Here is an 18976-nt window from a genome sequence, read left to right on the forward strand (position 1 = left end):
ACATGGTGATGTCGGGCCGCTTCTATATCGACGGGCAGTGGGTCGACGCACTGTCGGGCCGGTCGATCGACGTGCTCGACCCGCGCACCGAGCGCAGCATCGGTCGGATAGGCGCGGCTGGCGCGGAAGATGTCGACCGTGCCGTTCGCGCCGCACGACGTGGCTTCGACGGCTTCGCAGAGCTGTCGCGCAAGGACCGGCGCGACCTGCTCGGCGCGATCGTCGCCATCTACGAACGCCGGCTCGACGAGGTCGCCGAGGTGATCAGCGCCGAGATGGGCGCACCGCGCACCCTCGCCCGGGCCGCCCACGGCCCGCTCGGCCTTATCCACTTCCGCACCGCCTATGAGCAGATCGAGCATTTCCGTTTCGAGCGCGACGAGGGGCGACTGACGCTCTGCCGGGAGCCGATCGGCGTGTGCGGGCTGATCACCCCGTGGAACTGGCCGGCCAACCAGATCGCGGCGAAGGTTGCCCCCGCGCTGGCGGTCGGCTGCACGATGGTGCTGAAGCCGTCCGAGATTTCCCCCTATTCCGCCGAGATCATCGCGCAGATCATCGAGGAGGCGGGCGTACCCGCCGGCGTCTTCAACCTGATCCAGGGCGATGGTCCGACCGCCGGCGCCGCGCTGTCCGCCCACCCGGAGGTGGACATGGTGTCCTTCACCGGGTCGACGCGCGGCGGGATCGCGGTCGCGCAGGCGGCCGCGCCGACGATCAAGCGCGTGCATCAGGAACTGGGCGGCAAGTCCGCCAACATCGTCCTGCCCGACGCCGATTTCCCGCTGGCCATCGCGCGCGGCGTTCGCGCGGTGATGAACAATAGTGGCCAGACCTGCAGCGCGCCGACGCGGATGCTGGTGCCCGCAGACCGCATGGAGGAGGCCAAGGCGATCGCCGCCGAAACCGCCACCGCGATCCCGATCGGCAGCGAGGATCAGCCCGGCGCGATGGGGCCGGTCGTATCCGAAGCGCAATGGACCAAGGTCCAGCGCCTGATCCATATCGGCATCGCCGAGGGCGCGTCGCTGGTCGCGGGCGGCGAGGGCCGGCCCGAGGGCTTCGACGCCGGCTATTATGTCCGCCCGACCGTCTTCGCCGACGTCCGCCCCGACATGACCATCGCGCGCGAGGAGATATTCGGCCCCGTCCTGTCGATCCTGCCTTACCGCGACGAGGACGAGGCGGTGGCGATCGCCAATGACAGCGACTATGGCCTTGCCGGCTTCATCGACAGCCAGGACCTCGACCATGCCCGCCGCATCGCCCGCCGGCTGCGCGTCGGGCAGGTCCGGATCAACCACCCCCCGATGCACCCGCTCGCGCCGTTCGGCGGCTACAAGCAATCGGGCAACGGCCGCGAATGGGGTGTGCAGGCCTTCGAGGAGTTCACCGAGGTGAAGGCCGTCGTCACACCGTGACGAGCGAAGCGATCAGCCGACCAGCGCCAGGTCGTCGCTCGACGCCGAGAGACGCACCTTGGTCCCGAGCAGGTCGAGCAATATCCACACCCGCCGCTCGGCGCCGACCTTCTCGATAGACCCGATCATGTCGACGAACGGCGCCGACGCCATCCGCACCCGGTCGCCTTCGCGCAGTGGCGGCGGCGGCGCCATCCGCCCGCCTTCGTCATAGCGGTCGATCAGCGCCTCGACGAAGCCCGGCGGCAACGGAGCGGGGTTGGCGCCGAACGACACCAGCCGGACGATCCCCTGCGTTCCGTTGACGGCACGCAACGCTGCCGATGGAACCACCATATCGGCGCCGGCGCGCACGAAGACATAACCGGGAAAAAGCGGTCGCCGCACCGTACGGAATGCAGTAGCCCCCCGGACAGCACATCGTTCTTGCGGCACGAAAAGCTCGAACCCCTGCCGCCGCAGATTGCGCTCGGCGATCGCTCCCGCATTGGGCTTGAGCTGTGCCACATACCAGGGCCGCGACATTTCCGGACGGTCCAAGTCGATCCCCCGATCTTACGTTCACCGTTGAACGCTACTGTGCCCGTGCGCGGCGCGAGTCAATCCGGCGCAGGTCGATAGGTCGCTGCGGCGAAAGCCACCGCCTCGCGAATGGCATCCAGCGGACGGTCCGCCTGCAACGCCATCTCGATCGAAATCCAATGATCATAATCGATGGCGGACAGGGCGTGAGCCGCCGCACGGTGTGGGAATTCCGGCGCAGCGAAGGCGCCGAGATTCCGTTCCGACATATGGTAATGACAGAGAAGGCCCTGCGTCTGTTCGATCGCGGCGACGATATCGTCCTCACCGAGCGACACACAGCCGATGTCGAGATGCAGGGCGAGATGGGGATGGCCGATCTCGCGCACCATTGCGGCGATGTCCTGCCAGCGCCGCAGGAAATCGCCGCCGTAGAAGCGGGGCACGGGCTCTATTCCGAGACGAATGCCACGGGCGCCCGCGATATCGGCGAGGCGCGCGAGGCGGTCGCGCCCCATTGCCCAGGCCTCAGCTTCAGGCAGCCCCCCGGTCTGTCGGGTGCCGGGCGCGCCGAACACCGCCACCGATGAGCCGAGCAGCGCGCCGAAATCGGTGACCCGCGCGAGGCGATCGGCCAGTCGGGCGAACTGCTCGTCTGTCCCGAACAGGCTCCCGCCCTCGACCCCGAAGAAGATCGCCTGGAGCGAGGGCGCCTGCAGGCCGAGACCTGCGATGCGCTGCCTGAACTCGAGAATGCGATCGTGGGTAAGCTCGTTCCAGGGCGCGATCCGCGTCAGCGCCACCTCGAGCCCCCCGAGCCCCGCCTCGACGAGATCGCTCAGGACCACATCGGGCATATCCGCCGGAAAGGCGAGGTTGGAAAGGGCAAGCTTCATGCGGCCCGGCTCTCCGCGATGAAATGTCCCAGTTCGTCCATCACCGTCGCCGCGGACAGCTGGTAGGGCCCATGGCCGCCACCGAGCAAATCGGGATGGAGCGTGCGGAAGTCATAACGGACGCGGGCGTCCCCCTTCAGCCGATAGGCCTTCTCGGGGAAATGGCGCATCACGATGTCGCGGGTCGGCAGTGGCTCGGGCGCGATATGGACGAGATCCCGCCCCTCAGCCTCGATCCGAGCGAGGTCATCGGCGAGCCGCCGCAGCGGATACCATTGGAAACAGCTGTCGAGCGAGATGCCCTCTATGCCGTTGTCGTGGATCAGATCGAACAGGATGTTCTTCTTCAGGCCCGTGCCGAACAGGCCCGGAAGGCGGACGATCCGGCAGGCCGGGAAACGCGATGCGACCCATTGCTCGAGTTCGAAGCGATGTCGCCCATAAGGCGCCGGATTGCCGGCGGGCGACGTGCTTTCGTCCACGCCCACAGGATCGGCGAAGACGTCGACCGTCGAGATCAGCGTGAAGCGATCGGCCCTGACCGTGTCCAGCACATCGGTCAGGCGGCGGATGCCGGCGAGATCCTTTTCGGGCTCCTTGTTCGCGAGCCATTTGACCGCCGAGACGCCCGCACAGACGATATGGCCGAAGCGGCCGCCCCGCATATCGTCGATGGTCCGCGAATTGTAGCAGGCAGCATAATGCGAGGCCCGCGCCAGAGTGGACCCCACCAGCCCGCTATGCCCGATCAGCGCATTTTCGGCCTCGATCACGCCCCTTCTCCCGGCGCCATCAGAATGTCGTTGCGGATCAGCGCTTCGGAAGGCCGGTGCGTATCCAGCCGCCCGGTCGCAATCTCGCCCAATATGCGCTCGGTCGCATGGAAGATCGTGTCGATCTTGCCCGACATGACGATGAAGCGACGCCCGCGCCGTTCGACGTAACAGCTACGATCGTCGGCCGCGCCGGTCGGCTTGGTCTTGATCGACAGCTGGATGCCGAGAAAGCGGAAATGGTCGCGAAACCCCGGCAGGTTGCGCATGATCTGCGCCTCCATCGCCGCGCGCTTGGCCTGTACCGTCTCCCCCGTAACCCCATCGCGCAGAGCGATGGCAGCGGCCGGGTCGCGGACCTGGCCCAGCGGCGTGTGGGGAACGCTCGACAGCGTGTACACATGCGGATCCTCGGTCGGGTAGACCGAGCAGAGCGGGCCGTCGACGAGGGTGATCGCCGGAAAGCGATCCGCAGCCTCATAATAAAGCAGCATCGTCGGCTCATAGATGCAGTCGATCGCCGGCCGCGTCAGATGCCCCCAGGTCGCGTCGATGACGAAATCGAAGCGGCGGCCGTTGATGACGACCTCGTCATCGCGCTCCTCGATCGCCTCGATCGCGGTGTCGAGCGCCATGACCGGTGCCAGCCGCTGCGAGAACAGGGCGCGCGCTTCGGACAGCAGGATCACCCGCTCCGGCACCAGCAGCGCGCCCTCTATGTCGACGAGGCCAGGGACAGGCTGCGCGCTTTCGACGAAGTCCATTCCCGACGAGCTCATGATCAGCTTGTAGGTCGGAAAGTCGATCAGGCTCTGCCCATGGGGAATCGCATAGACATTTTGCGCGATCGGCGCCGACAGCTCGGGATAGCGTTCGAGGAAGCGGAAATAGCCGTCACGCGACTGCTGCCGGGTCTGCTGGTGCCGGGCATAGTGAAAGCCCATGTGGAGACGGAACTGGTTGTTGCCCGAGGCATCGTTGAGCAGCCGCCCGCTCTTTTCGTAGAGCTGGACCTCGAAGCCGAGATTGTGCAGCGACAGCGCGATGTGGCAGCCATACCAGCCACCCCCGACGATCGCGACCGAATAGGGCATCAGGCGAGCTCCGTCATAGCACCGGGACCTGCGCGCGCCGACCGACCGACCGGCGCACCCGCGCAACGGCGCAGCCAAGTTCGAAGGCCTGGTAGAAGCGATCGGCGACCGCCTCTACCCCGCCGGTCGCCTCGAAGGTCGCCCGCGCGGCAAGCCCGGCCCGGTGGCGGAAATCGCGATCGGTGACCAGACGACGCAGATGATCATACCATTGGTCGGTGGTGGCGGCGACCAGGCCGTCCTCGCCATGGTGGACGAACTGGCGGTAGGACAGGATATCGGACACGACCACCGGCAGGCCGAGCGACATATAGACCGCCGGCTTGTTGTGCGCCTTTGCGGCATAGAAGGGGTTGCGGTCGGCCATCGGCGCGATGCCGATATCACAGGCCCGGATTACTGAACCGATCGTGTCGGCGGTCCAGGGAACGAAGCGCGTCGGGAAGGCGAAGATGCTGCGGAGGATTTCCGCATTGTCGGTGATCCCGTGAAAGGGCGCGGGGCGTTCGCGCGGCATTGCGACGACCAGCTCGAACGACCCAGGCAGATCGCGGTGGAGGCGTTCCAGCGGATCGCGCAGCAATTCGAGGAGATGGAGCCCGTAAGCGGTTCCCTCCCACAGGATCAGGGTCGCGCCCGAAGCGGCCTTCTCCGCCAGCAGGGCATCGCCGACCGCCGATCGGGCAGGTTCGAAATCGGACGCGGGTATGGCCTCGGCGATCGCCACAGCAAAGGGGTTGATGCTGCGCAGCGACGCCGCCTGCGCCTCGGACGCGCAGATCACGACATCGGCGCCCGCCACCGCGCGCAACATCCTCGCCCGGAAACTGATCGGCAGCCCCAGGCGGTTGGCCCAGCGCCGCATGACTGCCTTGAAGCCGCGCCGCCCGCCGCCGAAATGCCAGGCCGCGATCGTCTCCAGATCATTGACCTTCTCATTGTCGAAGGCCGCCCAGTCGGCGGTCAGAAGATCCTCGGTGATGCCCAGCGCGATGCCGGGACCACGCGAGGGCGAGCGCATTGCCGCTTCGATCAGCGAGAGGCCCATATGCGATGCGACGAAATAGAAGATGTCGGCGTCGAGCCCAGTCGCATAAGGCGCAGCCGTCGCACCCCGCGCTTCCCAATGCGGAATCAGCGTCGCCAGCCGGCGGCGATCGGTCGGGCTGGGGATCGGGCTCTGCCCATAGCTGTCCGGCCTTTCCGGTAGGAAAGCTATGCGCATCGCGGGCGAGGGCCTTTGGATATATCTGGCATCGGCGGCTGCACCTATGGCCGTTTCGCTGCCGACGGAAAAGGCGCTTTGTCACAGGCGCCGCCTTCCGGGGCACCCGCACCCTTGCGGCGGCGCGAAAAGCGGCTAGACGTTCACGCGTGAACACTCCCTTCGGGACGTTCTGATGATTGTGCCGGCGGGGCTGATTCCCACGCCGTGCGGTAGCCTGCCCGCAGCCCCCCAGCAGCGATGAACAACGACAGCGATACGACCCGCCAGGAAGATATCCACTTCCGCATCCTGCGCCTGCTCGACCAGAATCCGTCGGCCAGTCAGCGCGACATCGCGGTGGCGCTGGGGGTCAGCCTGGGCGGGGTCAATTATTGCCTGCGTGCGCTCGTCGCCAAGGGCCATGTGAAGATCGAGAATTTCCAGGCCTCGAAGAACAAGCTGCGCTACGTCTATGTGCTGACCCCGGAGGGCATCGCGCACCGCGCCAAGCTCGCCGCGCGCTTCATCCGGCGCAAGATGGCCGAATATGAAGCGATCAAGGCCGAGATCGAAAGCCTGCGACACGATTATGGCGACAAGCTCGCGACCGCCGGCGACGGCAGCCCCGACCAGTCCCACACCAAACCCCTTAAAGAACCGAAGGACTCATGGCGAAGCGAGCGCTCATAACCGGCATCACCGGGCAGGACGGAGCCTATCTGGCCGAACTGCTGATCGAGAAGGGCTATGAAGTCCACGGCATCAAGCGCCGGTCCTCCAGCTTCAATTCGGCGCGGATCGACCATCTGATCGACGAGCCGCAATCGTCCGGACGCAAGCTGAATCTCCATTATGGCGATATGACGGACTCGACCAATCTGATCCGGATCGTCCAGCTGGTGCAGCCCGACGAGATCTATAATCTCGCCGCGCAATCGCATGTGAAGGTCAGCTTCGAGACGCCCGAATATACCGCCAATGCCGACGCCATCGGCACGTTGCGCCTGCTCGAGGCGATGCGCATCCTGGGACTTGAGGGGAAGACCCGCTTCTACCAGGCCTCGACATCGGAGCTTTACGGCCTCGTCCAGGCGGTGCCGCAGTCCGAGACGACCCCCTTCTATCCGCGCTCGCCCTATGCCGCAGCCAAGCTCTACGCCTATTGGATCACGGTCAATTATCGCGAAGCCTATGGCCTGCACGCGTCGAACGGCATCCTGTTCAACCATGAGAGCCCGATCCGCGGCGAGACCTTCGTCACCCGCAAGATCACCCGCGCGGCAGCCGCGATCAAGCTGGGCGCGCAGGACCGCCTTTATCTGGGCAATCTCGACGCCCAGCGCGACTGGGGCCATGCGCGCGACTATGTCGAGGGCATGTGGCGAATCGTCCAGCAGGACAAGGCCGACGACTTCGTGCTGGCGACGGGAGAGACCCACACGGTGCGCGCCTTCGCCGAACTCGCCTTCGCCGCGGTCGGCATCACGCTCGAATGGCAGGGCGAGGGCGTGGAGGAAAAGGGCCGCTGCGCCGAAAGCGGCCGGACGCTGGTCGAGATCGATCCGCGCTATTTCCGCCCGACCGAGGTCGACCTGCTGATCGGCGACGCGAGCAAGGCGGAAAGGCTGCTGGGCTGGCGCGCGACGACGCGCTTCGCCGATCTCGTCCGCGAGATGGTCGAGGACGACCTGCGCGTAATCGCGCGCGAGACCGATTATCGCCGGCTGCGCGACGACGCCTGAGGCCAGGACAAGGATGGAGGCTCCCCGCACCATGCCGCCCGCTCTCTTCCCACTGCGCGGAAAGCGCGTCTTCGTGGCCGGCCACAAGGGCATGGTCGGCTCGGCACTGGTCCGCCGGCTCGCCGCCGAGGACTGCGAGATCCTGACCGCCGACCGCGCCGAGCTCGACCTGCGCGACCCGGCCGCGGTCGATCACTGGATCAAGGACCGCCGCCCCGACGCGCTGTTTCTGGCAGCAGCCAAGGTCGGCGGCATCCACGCCAATTCCTCGCTGCCCGCCGACTTCATCGCCGACAATCTGGCGATCCAGCAGGCGGTGATCATGGCGGCGCTGGCGCATGACGTCGAAAAGCTGCTCTTCCTCGGATCCTCCTGCATCTATCCGCGCCTCGCGCCGCAGCCGATCCCCGAAGAGGCGCTGCTCACCAGTCCGCTCGAGCCGACCAATCAATGGTATGCGATCGCCAAGATCGCGGGGCTCAAATTGTGCGAGGCGATCCGGCTGCAACATGGCCGCGACTTCATTTCCGCCATGCCGACCAATCTCCACGGGCCGGGCGACAGCTACCATCCCGAGCACAGCCATGTCGCCGCCGCGCTGATCCGGCGCATCTATGTCGCGAAGGAGCAAGGGGCCGAGAGCGTCACCATCTGGGGCACCGGCCAGCCGCGCCGCGAATTTCTCCATGTCGACGACGCCGCCGATGCGCTCACCTTCCTGATGACGCATTATTCCGATGCTCTGCACGTCAATGTCGGCTGCGGCGAGGACATCTCGATCCTCGAACTGGCCGAGACGATCGCATCGATCGGCGGCTATGGCGGGCGGATCGAGACCGACCCCAGCCGCCCCGACGGCACGCCGCGCAAACTGCTCGACATTTCCCGGATCAAGGCGCTCGGCTGGTCCCCGCGGCTCGGCACGCGCGAGGGGCTGGCGCAGAGCTATGCGGCGTTCGTACGCGACCGCCCGGACCTGCGGGACTGAGACCGGGCGGCGGCGAAACATTGACCAAGGTCGTGACCATGTTGAGCGGCGGGCTGGGCAACCAGCTCTTCCAATATGCCGCCGCGCGCGGGCTGGCCGATCGCCATGGTGCCGAGCTCGTGGTCGACAGCTGGTCGGGCTTCGTCCGCGACGTCGAATATCGGCGCAGCTACGAACTGGGCCGCCTGCCGATCGAGGCCCGTCTCGCATCACCGGTTGAACGGCTGCCCTTCTGGACCCGTCGCATCCGGGCCGCAGTTCGCAAGCGGATCGCCCCCGGACGCGCCGCGCATGTGCCGACCTTTGCGAGCGCCGCGCGCTTCCGCACCGAAGCGTCCGACCGCGCCTATGACCCTGGCCTGCTGTCCGCCCCGTTGTCGGGCGATGTGTGGATGAGTGGCTATTGGCAGAGCCCGCTGTACTTCGACCATTGCGCCGCTCGCCTCGCGGCGGAGCTTGCGCCCCCACCGCCCGAACGCCGGGCCGCAGTCGACCTGACACGGCGCCTCGAACACAGCCCGGGCGTGGCGATCGGCATCCGCCTGTACGAGGAAGCGCGCGACCCCGGCGCGCACAGCAGCACCGGCCGGCTGAAGGCGATGGCCGAGATCAACGGCGCGATCGAAACGATCCACGCCCGCGCGCCCGACGCCACCTATCTGATCTTCTGCAGTCATCGCGCGCCGGAACTCGCCCAGCTGAAGACGCCCTCCGCGCCGATCTACGTGACCGGCGACGAAGGCTATGCCGACGCGCTCGAAAGCCTGTGGCTGATGACACGCTGCCGTCACCATGTGATCACCAACAGCAGCTTCTACTGGTGGGGCGCCTGGCTGTCGGAAGCCCTGTCCCCTGCGGACGACCACATCATCGCCGCCGCCGCCAACTTCATCAACGCCGACAGCGTACCGCGGCGATGGTCGCGGTTCTGAGGCGGGGCATGGTGATGGCTGCAGTCGATTGATGATGTCGCTTTTCGTCACGTCGATACGCAAAATGCAGAGCATTGGCCTCGAGACGTTGTGGGTCATTCTTGGCAATATTGCATCGGTTGTCGGGTCTCTGCTGTCGGTTCGGCTCGTGACCGAGTTCATAGCCCCAGACGAGTATGGCAAGCTCGCCCTCTCACTGACAATCGTCGGCCTCTCGAACCAGACCATAACCGGAGGACTCATTGCTTCCGTCAACCGGCACTGGTCGATCGCCCACGACCTGAAGGCGATTCCGGCATATGTCAGCGCTTCCAAACGCTTATTCGCCAAAGCCTCGGCCTTTACCTTCGGGCTAGCACTCATAGCGCTTATAGCGCTAGCGGCCCTTCAGCGCAGCGAACTAATCCTGATATTGATTCCTTCGGTGATTTTCTCGGTAACCAGTGGGTTCAACTCCGCTCTGACCGGGGTGCAGAACGCCGCGCGACAACGGTCTCTCGTTGCCGGTTTGACTATCATGGACACCATTTTGAAGATGGCGCTCATCGCAATCGTTGGGGTATTGGGAGCATCCACGAGTACTGCGATCCTGTGGTGCTATTGCGCTACGTCCTGCGCGATGGCGGGGCTCCAGTGGCAGGCATTGACCCGTCGGTTGCCGCCTGATCCCATCAGCCCGGCAACATCCGAGCAGGACGTCCAAGAATGGGCCCATAGGTTGTGGCTATATGCTTGGCCCTTTTCGACTTGGGGCATATTTACATGGGCGCAGATGGCGTCTGACCGATGGGCTCTCCAAGCGTACACAAGCTCAGCCGAGGTCGGGACTTACGCGGTTGTGTACCAGTTGGGCTATGCTCCGATACTCCTAGCAAGCGGATTGCTGACAACTCTTCTCGGGCCAATCCTTTTTCAGCAGGCTGGCGACGCTACAGACCCGGAACGGAACAAGACAGTGTCGCGCATGACGTGGACACTTGTGGGCACCATTATTGCCGGAAGCCTTATCGGCGCGACTGTCGCCACTTTTGCCGGAGATTGGTTGTTTTCGCTCTTGGTCGCAGCAAACTATCGGGATGCGGCACGTTTTCTGCCGCCTATGGTTGCTTCCAGCGGATTTTTTGCTGCAGGACAGGCTTTATCACTGAAAACCTACTCTGACATGACGGTCAGAAGCACGATACCCATAAAGATCGGCACTGCCATTCTGGGAGTAGGCTTAAATCTATGGCTCGCAGAGCAGTACGGTTTGCCGGGTATAGTCTGGGCATCTCTCCTCTTTTCGTTGAGTTATTTCTGCGGAATGGCAGGCTTGGTTTTCCGTACCCCGCAGCATCCAAGGCCATCGCCAAATAGGGTAGACAACCGTGTCTGATAATATCCAAAGCTTCGACTCACGGTTAGATGATCGAGGTATTAGCACATCTCCCATGCTCGCCCTTGGCCTAGCCATCGCTGCCAGTGTGATACTCAGTGCTTTTCTCTCTGATCTACCTTCGCTACTTTTTATCACGGTCGATTTCCTATTTTGCATGGTTCTATTTTTGACCCTGACAGGCAAATGGAAATCAATTATCCTTCTTCATCCTTTTTTGATATTGTTCTTTTCATTCTTTTATTCTCAGAGTTTTTTGGATCAGGGTGATGGCCCAGCATACGAACAAGTTATTTCTCAATTTTTCGATACAAAAACATTAACAATTAATTATGATTCATGGATTTTACGCGGAGATTTACTTGGAATATTCAAAACGGCAGGCTTCGGTGTAATTCCTACTTACTTGATACCCGACCAAATTTCGGAAAAACCAGAACCAATATTCTACTACCTCTGGCAATCTGCATTTCATGCAATTCTGCTATCGGTCGCCGCATGCCTTGCCAAGACATGGAATTCCATTTCCAATGAAAATCTAGACATAATTATATTATATTCTCTGCTTGGGCCATCTTTCTTTGAGTTGGGCGTCGCACCAACTCGGCATTATGTTACTTTTTTCTCAATACTCCTTTTCTATATTTGCTTCATGGCAATAACAAAGTCTATTTCTTTGTCAAAAATTTGCACAATGGCGATTGCTATAGTTCTGATAATTATATCCAAATCAGTGCTAATGGCGCCGGTGATCATTTTTATTGTCATATTTTTTGCTATAAGACGATCTGAAGGCAAAGTAAGTACATCGCTTATTGGACTAAGCTCCGCCCTAGTCGGAGCAATTACATTAGGCCCCTTCCTTCTTTTAAAATTGCGGGACTATGGCGAAGGGGTCGCAATGGCCGGCACCGGCAGCATGGGTTATCTCGTAGCCGTACCGATAATCGGCCAAATTCTCAAATTACTTTTTGCTCTACTATCGCCCTTCCCTTGGTACAAAGCAGACTATTTCGTAGATTTTATATATGGCGGAAATTGGCCGCTATTTTTAATGCACATAGGGTCCTCTCTTATCGGCCTGCATTTGTTTCTGTCTATAGCCCTTAAATGGACTGAAATTTACGGAAGTCCAGATATAGAAATGCGGAACACCGTAATTTTTGGTTTAATTATGTCGGCGTCAATATTTGGTGGGGCAACCGGATTTCATTCCTACATTCTAATCTATTTCCCTTATCTTATGTTGATATCGAAAAGCGGAAAGTATCAGGTTTCGCCGTTTATAGCTGTCCTCGTGGCTGCAGCACTGAACATTCTGATGGCGATCACCGGCTTCGGCGCCACGGGCGCTGAAGGCCCTTGACAGGTATGACCCCGGCCACCCTCATCTATGTCGGCTCCCTCTCCGCTGGCCCCGATCGCGACAGCGGCTGGATCGCCGCGTTCGAGCGGCTGGGCTGGCGCGTGATCCCTTTCGGGTCGGATGTCGCAGTGAGCGGGCCCAAGCCTTTGACCTGGATCGCGCGGCGATTGCATGTCGGCGCGGCGCATCGACACATGCGGGCGGCGCTGGTCGATCTGTGCCGGCGGGAGCGGCCGGCCTGGGTGCACTTCCGTCTACCGCTGGCCTTCACCCGCGAGGATATAGAGGCGATCCGTGCCGGCGGTGCGATCGTCACCGATTATTTCAACGACGACCCTTTCTCGCCGCGCCGCGTGGCCGGGCTGCACCGCCGCTTCCGCCGCGCGCTGCCCGCCTATGACGCGCATTTCGTCTATCGCCGGCACAATGTGGAGGCCTATCGGGCGGCAGGCGCGCGCCATGTCGAGCATTGCCCGCCCGCGCTCGACCGGGTGCGACTGGGGGCGGAAGCGACCCAGGCTGCGCGCAGTGGGGACTTTATCGCCGATGCCGCCTTCCTCGGCCATTATGAGCAGGACGGGCGGCTCGACGCGATCCGGGCGCTCGACGCGGTGGGCCTGCGCGTTGCCGTGCATGGCGCAGGATGGAGCGCCACGCTGCATGCGGCGGGGCTCGAACATCTGCTGCCCGCCGATCCGATCTTCGGGGCGGGCTATCGGCGGCTCTATCGCGACAGCCGGGCCGGGCTCTGCTTCTTCTCGCACCTCAACCGCGACAGCTGGACCGAACGGCCGCTGGAGATCGTCGCTGCCGGCGGGGCGCTCGTCTGCGAACGCTCGGAGGAAGCGCTCAGCCATTTTCGCGAGGGCGAGGAAGCGCTCTACTTTTCATCGACCGAAGAGCTGGTCGCGGCCTGCCGGCGCCTGCGCGACGAGCCGGGGCTGCGGGCGCGGATGGTGGCTGCCGCATCCGCGCGCCTGGCTGCAGACGGCCATGACATCGCCGATCGCGCGCGGCAGGTCGAAGCCTTTGTGCGCGGACGGCTGGCGGGATGAGCGCGGAACGGCTGATCCTCGCCTTCGATGGCTGGACCGAGGGGCTACCCCATTATGCGCGGCTCGTCCCCGCTTTGCGCGCGCGTGGCTATCGGCTGATGCTGATCCACCTCGGCTCCTGGGGCCATGACATGGACCAGCCGGTCGAGGTGGAGCGCGACGGCGTGCTGGTTCGCGACATCCGCTATTATGGGCGTCGTTCCTTCGGCGCGATCCTGCGGCAGGAGCGCCCGGCCTGCCTGCTGTTCCTGTCGACGCGCGCCTTCGCGCATCAGGCGATGATCCGCCATGCCCGCCGGCTCGACATACCGACCTTGCACCTGTTCCACGGCATCTACTGCGCCGCTCCGCCGATGATGGAGGAGGTCAATTTCGAGGTCAGCCCGTGGAACGACCTGCGGCTCTATGCGGGCAAGCTCTATCGCAACCTGCGCCACATCATGCCGCGCTATCTCGGCGCGCTGGCGACGACGGCGCGGGGGTCGGCGGACTGGATCGAGTTCGGGCGCGAGCTCAGGAGCCGGCTGACCGGGGGCACTGGCGCGGCCCTGCCCTCCGACGTGCGGACGACGGCGGGCTGCGTCTATGTGAAGGGCGACATGGCGGAGATGCGCCAATATCACCTTCCCGACGATCGCATCTTCGCCGTCGGCAATCCCGATTTCATGCAATTCGGGCTGCAGGCAAACGATCTTGGCAGCCGGCTGGGGCGGCCGGGCAATGGCGAGATCGTCTATATCGAGACCGGCCTGCTCGCTTATGCGATCCGCTTCACCTCGCGCGAGGATTATATCGCGCATCTGGACAGCATCGCCGCAGCGATCGCGCGGCATGGCTATCGCCTCGCGGTGAAGCCGCATCCGGCCTCGGTCCGGTCGGGCCTCTCGGTGGCGATCGCGGAGGCGGGCTACCGCGTCTATGACAATGGAGACTTCGTCGACGGGCTGCGGGCCGCCTCGGGTGCGATGACCGAGCCATCCTCGGCAGGCGCAGTGCCGGCGATGCTGGGCCTGCCACTGTTCCTGATCAGCTGCGGCAAGCTGACGGGGCGCGGTCATGGCCGGCTGTTCACGCGCTACCCCGGCTCTGTCCCGGTCGAGACCATCGAGCGGCTCGACGGCATCGCTGCGGACATCGAGAAGCCGATCGATCCGGTCGCCCACCGTGCCTGGCTGGACGAGTTTGCGGAGCCGCTTCCCGCCTCGGCCATGCCCGATCGTGTCGCCGATATCCTGCAAGGGCTGGACCGGCGCGCGATTTCGTGAACAAGCCCGGAGCAGGACAGGCGTGGCGCAGGTCACAACCGCAGGCGCGGTTTTCGTTTAGAGGTATGAGATGCGCATAGGCGATCGACTTATCGGCCCAGACCATCCCCCGCTGGTGATAGCGGAAATCGGGATCAACCATGGCGGCAACCTCGACGTCGCGCGCGAGATGGTGACGCTTGCCGCCAAGGCCGGCGCCGAATGCGTCAAGCACCAGACCCATTTCGTCGACGACGAGATGACCGACGAGGCCAAGTCGATCTTCCCGCCCAATGCGGATGTGTCGATCTGGGAGGTGATGGCCCGCTGCGCTCTGTCGGCGCAGGACGAGGTGGCGCTGAAGACCCATGCCGAGAGTCTGGGCCTGATCTATCTGTCGACGCCTTTCTCCCGCAAGGCTGCCGACTTCCTCGAATCGATCGGCGTGCTCGCCTATAAGATCGGATCGGGCGAGGCAGACCACCTTCCTCTGATCCGGCACATCGCCCGCTTCGGCAAACCGGTGATCCTGTCGACCGGCATGCAGACGATCGCCTCGATCGGCGCCTCTGTCGACATCTTGCGCGCCAGCGGCGTTCCCTTCGCGCTGCTCGAATGCACCAATCTCTATCCCTCGCCACCCGAGATCGTGTCGCTGCGCGGCATCACCGACCTGCGCACCGCCTTTCCCGACGCGATCATCGGCTTTTCCGACCACTCGATCGGCCCGGAAATGGCGCTGGCCGGCGTGGCGCTGGGCGCCTGCATCGTCGAGCGGCACTATACCGACAGCCGCTATCGCAAGGGCCCCGATATCGCCTGCTCGATGGACCCCGCTGAGCTGCGCCACCTGATCGACCGCTCGCGCGAGATCCACACCGCGCTCCACAATCCCAAGCAGCGGACCGCGCCCGAGGAAGACGTCTATCGCTTCGCTCGCGGATCGATCGTCGCCGACCGCGACCTGGAAGCCGGCACCGTCCTCACCGAAGCCGACATCTGGGCGCGGCGACCGGGCAATGGCGAGATACCGGCCTATGAATTCGACGCGCTGATCGGCCGCCGGCTCAACCGCGCGGTGACGCGCAACACCCAGCTGACATGGTCCGATCTTGACTGACCGAAACGGCGACGACGGCATGACGGCGCGCAACATCCTGTTCGTCACGGGAACGCGCGCGGATTATGGCAAGATGGAGCCGCTGGCGCTGGCCGCCAAGGCGCAGGGGCACCGCGTGACCTTCTTCGTCACCGGCATGCACATGCTCGAACGCTATGGCCTCACCAAATCCGAGGTCCACAGCAAAGGCCATTTCGAGGTCGTAGAGTTCATCAACCAGCGCCAGGGCGATCCGCAGGACATCATCCTCGCCAAGACCGTGATCGGATTCTCGGACTATCTGAAGGAGTTGCAGCCCGACCTCGTCGTGATCCATGGCGACCGGGTCGAGGCGCTGGCCTGCGCGCTGGTCTGCGCGACCAACTATGTGCTGTGCGCGCATGTCGAGGGCGGCGAGGTTTCGGGGACGATCGACGAGCTGTTCCGCCACTGCAACACCAAGCTGTCGCGCATCCACCTCGTCAGTTCGGCAGAGGCCAAGCGGCGGGTCGTAAGACTGGGCGAGGCGGACGACGCGGTGCATGTCATCGGCTCGCCCGAACTCGACATCCACGACCAGCCGTCGGGCGTCGATCTCGCCGAAGTGCTCCGCTATTATGAGATCGCATCGGCTGACTATGGCGTGTGCGTCTTCCACCCCGTCACCTCGGAAGCCGACAGCATCGGCGCGCAGGCCGAGGCGCTGTTCGGGGCGCTGGAGGCCTCGGGTCGCTATTTCGTGGTGATCCTGCCCAATAATGATCCGGGGTCGGACGCGATCAACGCGGTCATCGCGCGGCTGCCGCGCGACCGCTTCCGCGTGCTCCCATCGATGCGCTTCGCCTATTTCTCCGAGCTGATGCGCAACGCCAGGCTGATTGTCGGCAACAGCAGCGCCGGTGTGCGCGAGGCGCCCTTTCTGGGTCTGCCCTCGCTCGACATCGGATCGCGCCAGGCGAACCGCGCCTGCGCGGACTCGGTCCAGGGCTGCACCGCCTTCGACCGCGAGGCGATCGCCGCCTTCCTCGCCGATCAATGGGGCCGCCGCTATCCGCGCCACACCGGTTTCGGCACCGGTTCGGCCGCCGAACGCTTCGCCGCCTTGCTGGCCCAGCCGGCGACCTGGGCGGTGCCCATGCAGAAATATTTCGTGGACGAGGCCCTCTGATGGCGACTGCGCCTCCCGTCATCGGGCTGGTGCCCGTGCGCGGCGGTTCCAAGGGGCTGCCCGGCAAGAATCTGCGCCCGCTCGCCGGCGTGCCGCTCTACCTCCATGCGGTGCGGCAGGCGCTGCGCGTCGCCGGACGCTGCATCGTCACGACCGACATCGAAGAGATCCTCGCCGAACCGGCGCCCGATGGCTGCACAGTGCTGCGCCGTCCCGCCGATCTGGCCGGCGATACCGTCCCGATGCTCGACGTGGTGCGCGACGTGATCGGCCGGCTCGACCTCCATTCCGAGACCTTGCTCCTCCTCCAGGCGACGTCGCCGCTGCGGTCCGACGCCGACCTGCGCGCGGTGCTCGATCTCCATGCCTCGGGCCGCTTCGCGATGACGATGGCGGTGGCGCCGGTGGATCGCAGCCAGCTGAAGTTCGGGATCCTCGACGGTGACGCCTTCCGCCCGGTCGCCGACCCGGCCTATTGCTTCACCAACCGCCAGGCCCTGCCCGAGACAGGCCGCCCCAATGGCGCGGCCTATGCCTTCACCGCCGCCGCCTTCCGGGCGGCCGGGGGATGGCCCTATCGATCGATCGGTGCGGTCGCGATGCCGCTCGAACGTTCACTCGACATCGACACGCTGGAGGATTTCGACCGGGTGGAAGCCATATTGCAGGCCCAGGGTGCGGAGCTGTCGCGCGGATGAGCTCGCCGCTCCGCATCATCGCCCGGCTCGACGTCAAGAACGAGCATGTGATCAAGGGCATCCATCTCGAAGGGCTGCGCAAGGTCGGCGATCCCAACGAACTCGCGCTGCGCTATTATGAACAGGGCGTCGACGAAATCGTCTTCATGGATGCGGTCGCCAGCCTCTACGACCGCAACAACCTGTTCCACATCATCGAACAGGCCTGTCGCAGCGTGTTCGTGCCGATCGCGATCGGCGGCGGGCTGCGGACGATCGACGACGTGTCGCGCGCGCTGGGCGCGGGCGCGGACAAGGTGGTGATCAACACTGGCGCCATCCGCAACATCGCGCTGGTCGAACAGATTGCCGGCAAGTTCGGATCGCAATGCCTGATAGGCTCGATCGAGGCCAAGCGCGCGGGCGGCGGCTGGACCGCCTATATCGACAATGGCCGCGAGCCGTCTGGCCATGACGTGCTCGACTGGGCCCGCCGGCTGGAGGATGCGGGTGTTGGCGAGATCCTGGTGACTTCGATCGACCAGGAAGGCACGGGCAGGGGCTTCGACGTCGCCCTCGCCCGCGCCCTGGAAGAGACGACCAGCCGCCCGATCATCGTCAGCGGCGGCTATTCCGGGGCCAAGGACGTGAACCGGCTGCTTGCCGAAACGCATCCCTCGGCGATCGCCGTCGCCGGTGCCCTGCATTATGGCCGTACCGACGTTGCCCGCATCCGCGATGAGGTCGAAAGCTGCCTGACGGGGAGCGCGGCATGACGGCGATGCGGGTGGGTGTGATCGACTATGGCGTGGGCAATCTGCGCAGCGTCGCCAATGCGCTGATCGAGATCGGCGCAGACCCGTGCATCAGTGCGGATCCGGCCGAGCTGGCGACTTGCCCCCAGCTGATCCTGCCGGGTGTCGGCGCCTTTGGCGAAGGCATGCGGGCGCTGCAGGCGACAGGCCTCGACCGGCTGGTGCGCGATGCCGCCGCCGACGGCACGCCGCTGCTGGGCATCTGCCTCGGCATGCAGATGCTGGTCGAAAGCAGCACCGAGTTCGGGCAGTGGGACGGGCTGTCGATCTTGCCCGGACAGGTCGCGAAGCTCGACGATCCGTTGGCGGAGAACAAGCAGCGCCTGCCCAATGTCGGCTGGCTGCCGGTCCGCCGAGCCGCCTCTCCGACTCCAGCGGAGCGGCTGTTCGACGGCATCGACGAAGCTGCGCGCTTCTACTTCATCCATTCCTTCGCCGTCGCCGGCGACAGCCCCGCCACCATCGCGACCGCCCGTTACGGCCAGCACGACTTCGCGGCGGTGATCGCCCGGGGCAATGTGATCGGTACCCAGTTCCATCCGGAGAAGAGCGGTCCCGCCGGGCTCCGCCTGCTTCGCAACTTCCTGTCTTGAAGGGTCAAT

General features: G+C 64.2%; 19 protein-coding genes. 14 read left to right on the forward strand and 5 right to left on the reverse strand.

Annotated features, from left to right (window positions below; all coding sequences use genetic code 11):
• The first annotated feature begins 2 nt into the window (after nt 1-2).
• Nucleotides 3-1421, forward strand: coding sequence for an aldehyde dehydrogenase family protein (locus tag ACNI3R_RS12435; protein ID WP_426183719.1), 1419 nt, complete (start codon nt 3-5; stop codon nt 1419-1421).
• 12 nt (nt 1422-1433) lie between these two features.
• Here the strand turns inward: ACNI3R_RS12435 and nusG are convergent, their stop codons facing one another.
• Genes nusG through ACNI3R_RS12460 form a run of 5 tightly spaced genes read right to left on the reverse strand, consistent with a single transcriptional unit; the run spans nt 1434 to nt 5931 of the window.
• Nucleotides 1434-1961 carry a transcription termination/antitermination protein NusG gene (nusG, locus tag ACNI3R_RS12440; protein ID WP_426183721.1) on the reverse strand — a complete coding sequence of 176 codons (528 nt, stop codon included), beginning with the start codon at nt 1959-1961 and terminating at the stop codon, nt 1434-1436.
• Between the two features lie 59 nt (nt 1962-2020).
• The gene (locus ACNI3R_RS12445; protein ID WP_426183723.1) at nt 2021-2839 is read right to left on the reverse strand and encodes a sugar phosphate isomerase/epimerase family protein; all 819 of its coding nucleotides are present in this window, start codon (nt 2837-2839) and stop codon (nt 2021-2023) included.
• Nucleotides 2836-3612 (reverse strand): Rossmann-fold NAD(P)-binding domain-containing protein, encoded by a 777-nt coding sequence (locus tag ACNI3R_RS12450; RefSeq protein ID WP_426183725.1) that lies wholly within the window; start codon nt 3610-3612, stop codon nt 2836-2838. The genes ACNI3R_RS12445 and ACNI3R_RS12450 overlap by 4 nt, the downstream gene beginning before the upstream one ends.
• Entirely contained in the window at nt 3609-4706 is a 1098-nt protein-coding gene (locus ACNI3R_RS12455; protein WP_426183727.1) for an FAD-dependent oxidoreductase, read from the reverse strand. The genes ACNI3R_RS12450 and ACNI3R_RS12455 overlap by 4 nt, the downstream gene beginning before the upstream one ends.
• 13 nt (nt 4707-4719) lie before the next feature.
• Nucleotides 4720-5931: a glycosyltransferase gene (locus tag ACNI3R_RS12460; RefSeq protein ID WP_426183729.1), complete on the reverse strand. Its 1212-nt coding sequence runs from the start codon at nt 5929-5931 to the stop codon at nt 4720-4722.
• A gap of 240 nt (nt 5932-6171) precedes the next feature.
• Here ACNI3R_RS12460 and ACNI3R_RS12465 point away from each other — a divergent pair, with 240 nt between their 5' ends.
• The 13 genes from ACNI3R_RS12465 to hisH all read left to right on the forward strand — a co-directional run bounded on the left by ACNI3R_RS12465 (nt 6172) and on the right by hisH (nt 18967).
• Nucleotides 6172-6603, forward strand: a complete 432-nt coding sequence (locus tag ACNI3R_RS12465; protein ID WP_426183731.1) for a MarR family EPS-associated transcriptional regulator — start codon at nt 6172-6174, stop codon at nt 6601-6603.
• Nucleotides 6582-7655, forward strand: coding sequence for a GDP-mannose 4,6-dehydratase (gene gmd / locus ACNI3R_RS12470; RefSeq protein WP_426183733.1), 1074 nt, complete (start codon nt 6582-6584; stop codon nt 7653-7655). Before ACNI3R_RS12465 ends, gmd begins: the two co-directional genes overlap by 22 nt.
• A gap of 31 nt (nt 7656-7686) precedes the next feature.
• Nucleotides 7687-8643 (forward strand): GDP-L-fucose synthase family protein, encoded by a 957-nt coding sequence (locus ACNI3R_RS12475; protein ID WP_426183735.1) that lies wholly within the window; start codon nt 7687-7689, stop codon nt 8641-8643.
• A 38-nt stretch (nt 8644-8681) separates the two neighbouring features.
• Nucleotides 8682-9575 carry an alpha-1,2-fucosyltransferase gene (locus ACNI3R_RS12480; RefSeq protein WP_426184193.1) on the forward strand — a complete coding sequence of 298 codons (894 nt, stop codon included), beginning with the start codon at nt 8682-8684 and terminating at the stop codon, nt 9573-9575.
• Nucleotides 9576-9606: 31 nt separating this feature from the next.
• The gene (locus ACNI3R_RS12485) at nt 9607-10950 is read left to right on the forward strand and encodes a lipopolysaccharide biosynthesis protein (RefSeq protein WP_426183737.1); all 1344 of its coding nucleotides are present in this window, start codon (nt 9607-9609) and stop codon (nt 10948-10950) included.
• On the forward strand, nt 10943-12316 hold the full coding sequence (locus tag ACNI3R_RS12490; RefSeq protein ID WP_426183739.1) for a hypothetical protein: 1374 nt from the start codon (nt 10943-10945) through the stop codon (nt 12314-12316). The genes ACNI3R_RS12485 and ACNI3R_RS12490 overlap by 8 nt, the downstream gene beginning before the upstream one ends.
• A 5-nt stretch (nt 12317-12321) precedes the next feature.
• Complete coding sequence (locus ACNI3R_RS12495; protein WP_426183741.1) at nt 12322-13371, forward strand: glycosyltransferase family protein; 1050 nt, start codon at nt 12322-12324, stop codon at nt 13369-13371.
• On the forward strand, nt 13368-14636 hold the full coding sequence (locus ACNI3R_RS12500; protein WP_426183743.1) for a hypothetical protein: 1269 nt from the start codon (nt 13368-13370) through the stop codon (nt 14634-14636). The genes ACNI3R_RS12495 and ACNI3R_RS12500 overlap by 4 nt, the downstream gene beginning before the upstream one ends.
• Before the next feature lie 70 nt (nt 14637-14706).
• Nucleotides 14707-15735, forward strand: coding sequence for an N-acetylneuraminate synthase family protein (locus tag ACNI3R_RS12505; RefSeq protein WP_426183745.1), 1029 nt, complete (start codon nt 14707-14709; stop codon nt 15733-15735).
• Nucleotides 15728-16882, forward strand: coding sequence for a UDP-N-acetylglucosamine 2-epimerase (gene neuC, locus ACNI3R_RS12510; RefSeq protein ID WP_426183747.1), 1155 nt, complete (start codon nt 15728-15730; stop codon nt 16880-16882). The genes ACNI3R_RS12505 and neuC overlap by 8 nt, the downstream gene beginning before the upstream one ends.
• Nucleotides 16882-17580 (forward strand): acylneuraminate cytidylyltransferase family protein, encoded by a 699-nt coding sequence (locus ACNI3R_RS12515; RefSeq protein ID WP_426183749.1) that lies wholly within the window; start codon nt 16882-16884, stop codon nt 17578-17580. The genes neuC and ACNI3R_RS12515 overlap by 1 nt, the downstream gene beginning before the upstream one ends.
• Nucleotides 17577-18335 carry an imidazole glycerol phosphate synthase subunit HisF gene (hisF, locus tag ACNI3R_RS12520; RefSeq protein WP_426183751.1) on the forward strand — a complete coding sequence of 253 codons (759 nt, stop codon included), beginning with the start codon at nt 17577-17579 and terminating at the stop codon, nt 18333-18335. The genes ACNI3R_RS12515 and hisF overlap by 4 nt, the downstream gene beginning before the upstream one ends.
• Nucleotides 18332-18967: an imidazole glycerol phosphate synthase subunit HisH gene (gene hisH / locus ACNI3R_RS12525; RefSeq protein ID WP_426183753.1), complete on the forward strand. Its 636-nt coding sequence runs from the start codon at nt 18332-18334 to the stop codon at nt 18965-18967. The genes hisF and hisH overlap by 4 nt, the downstream gene beginning before the upstream one ends.
• Nucleotides 18968-18976 lie beyond the last annotated feature (9 nt).

This window comes from Rhizorhabdus antheiae, assembly GCF_049889055.1.
Taxonomy (GTDB): Bacteria; Pseudomonadota; Alphaproteobacteria; order Sphingomonadales; family Sphingomonadaceae; genus Rhizorhabdus.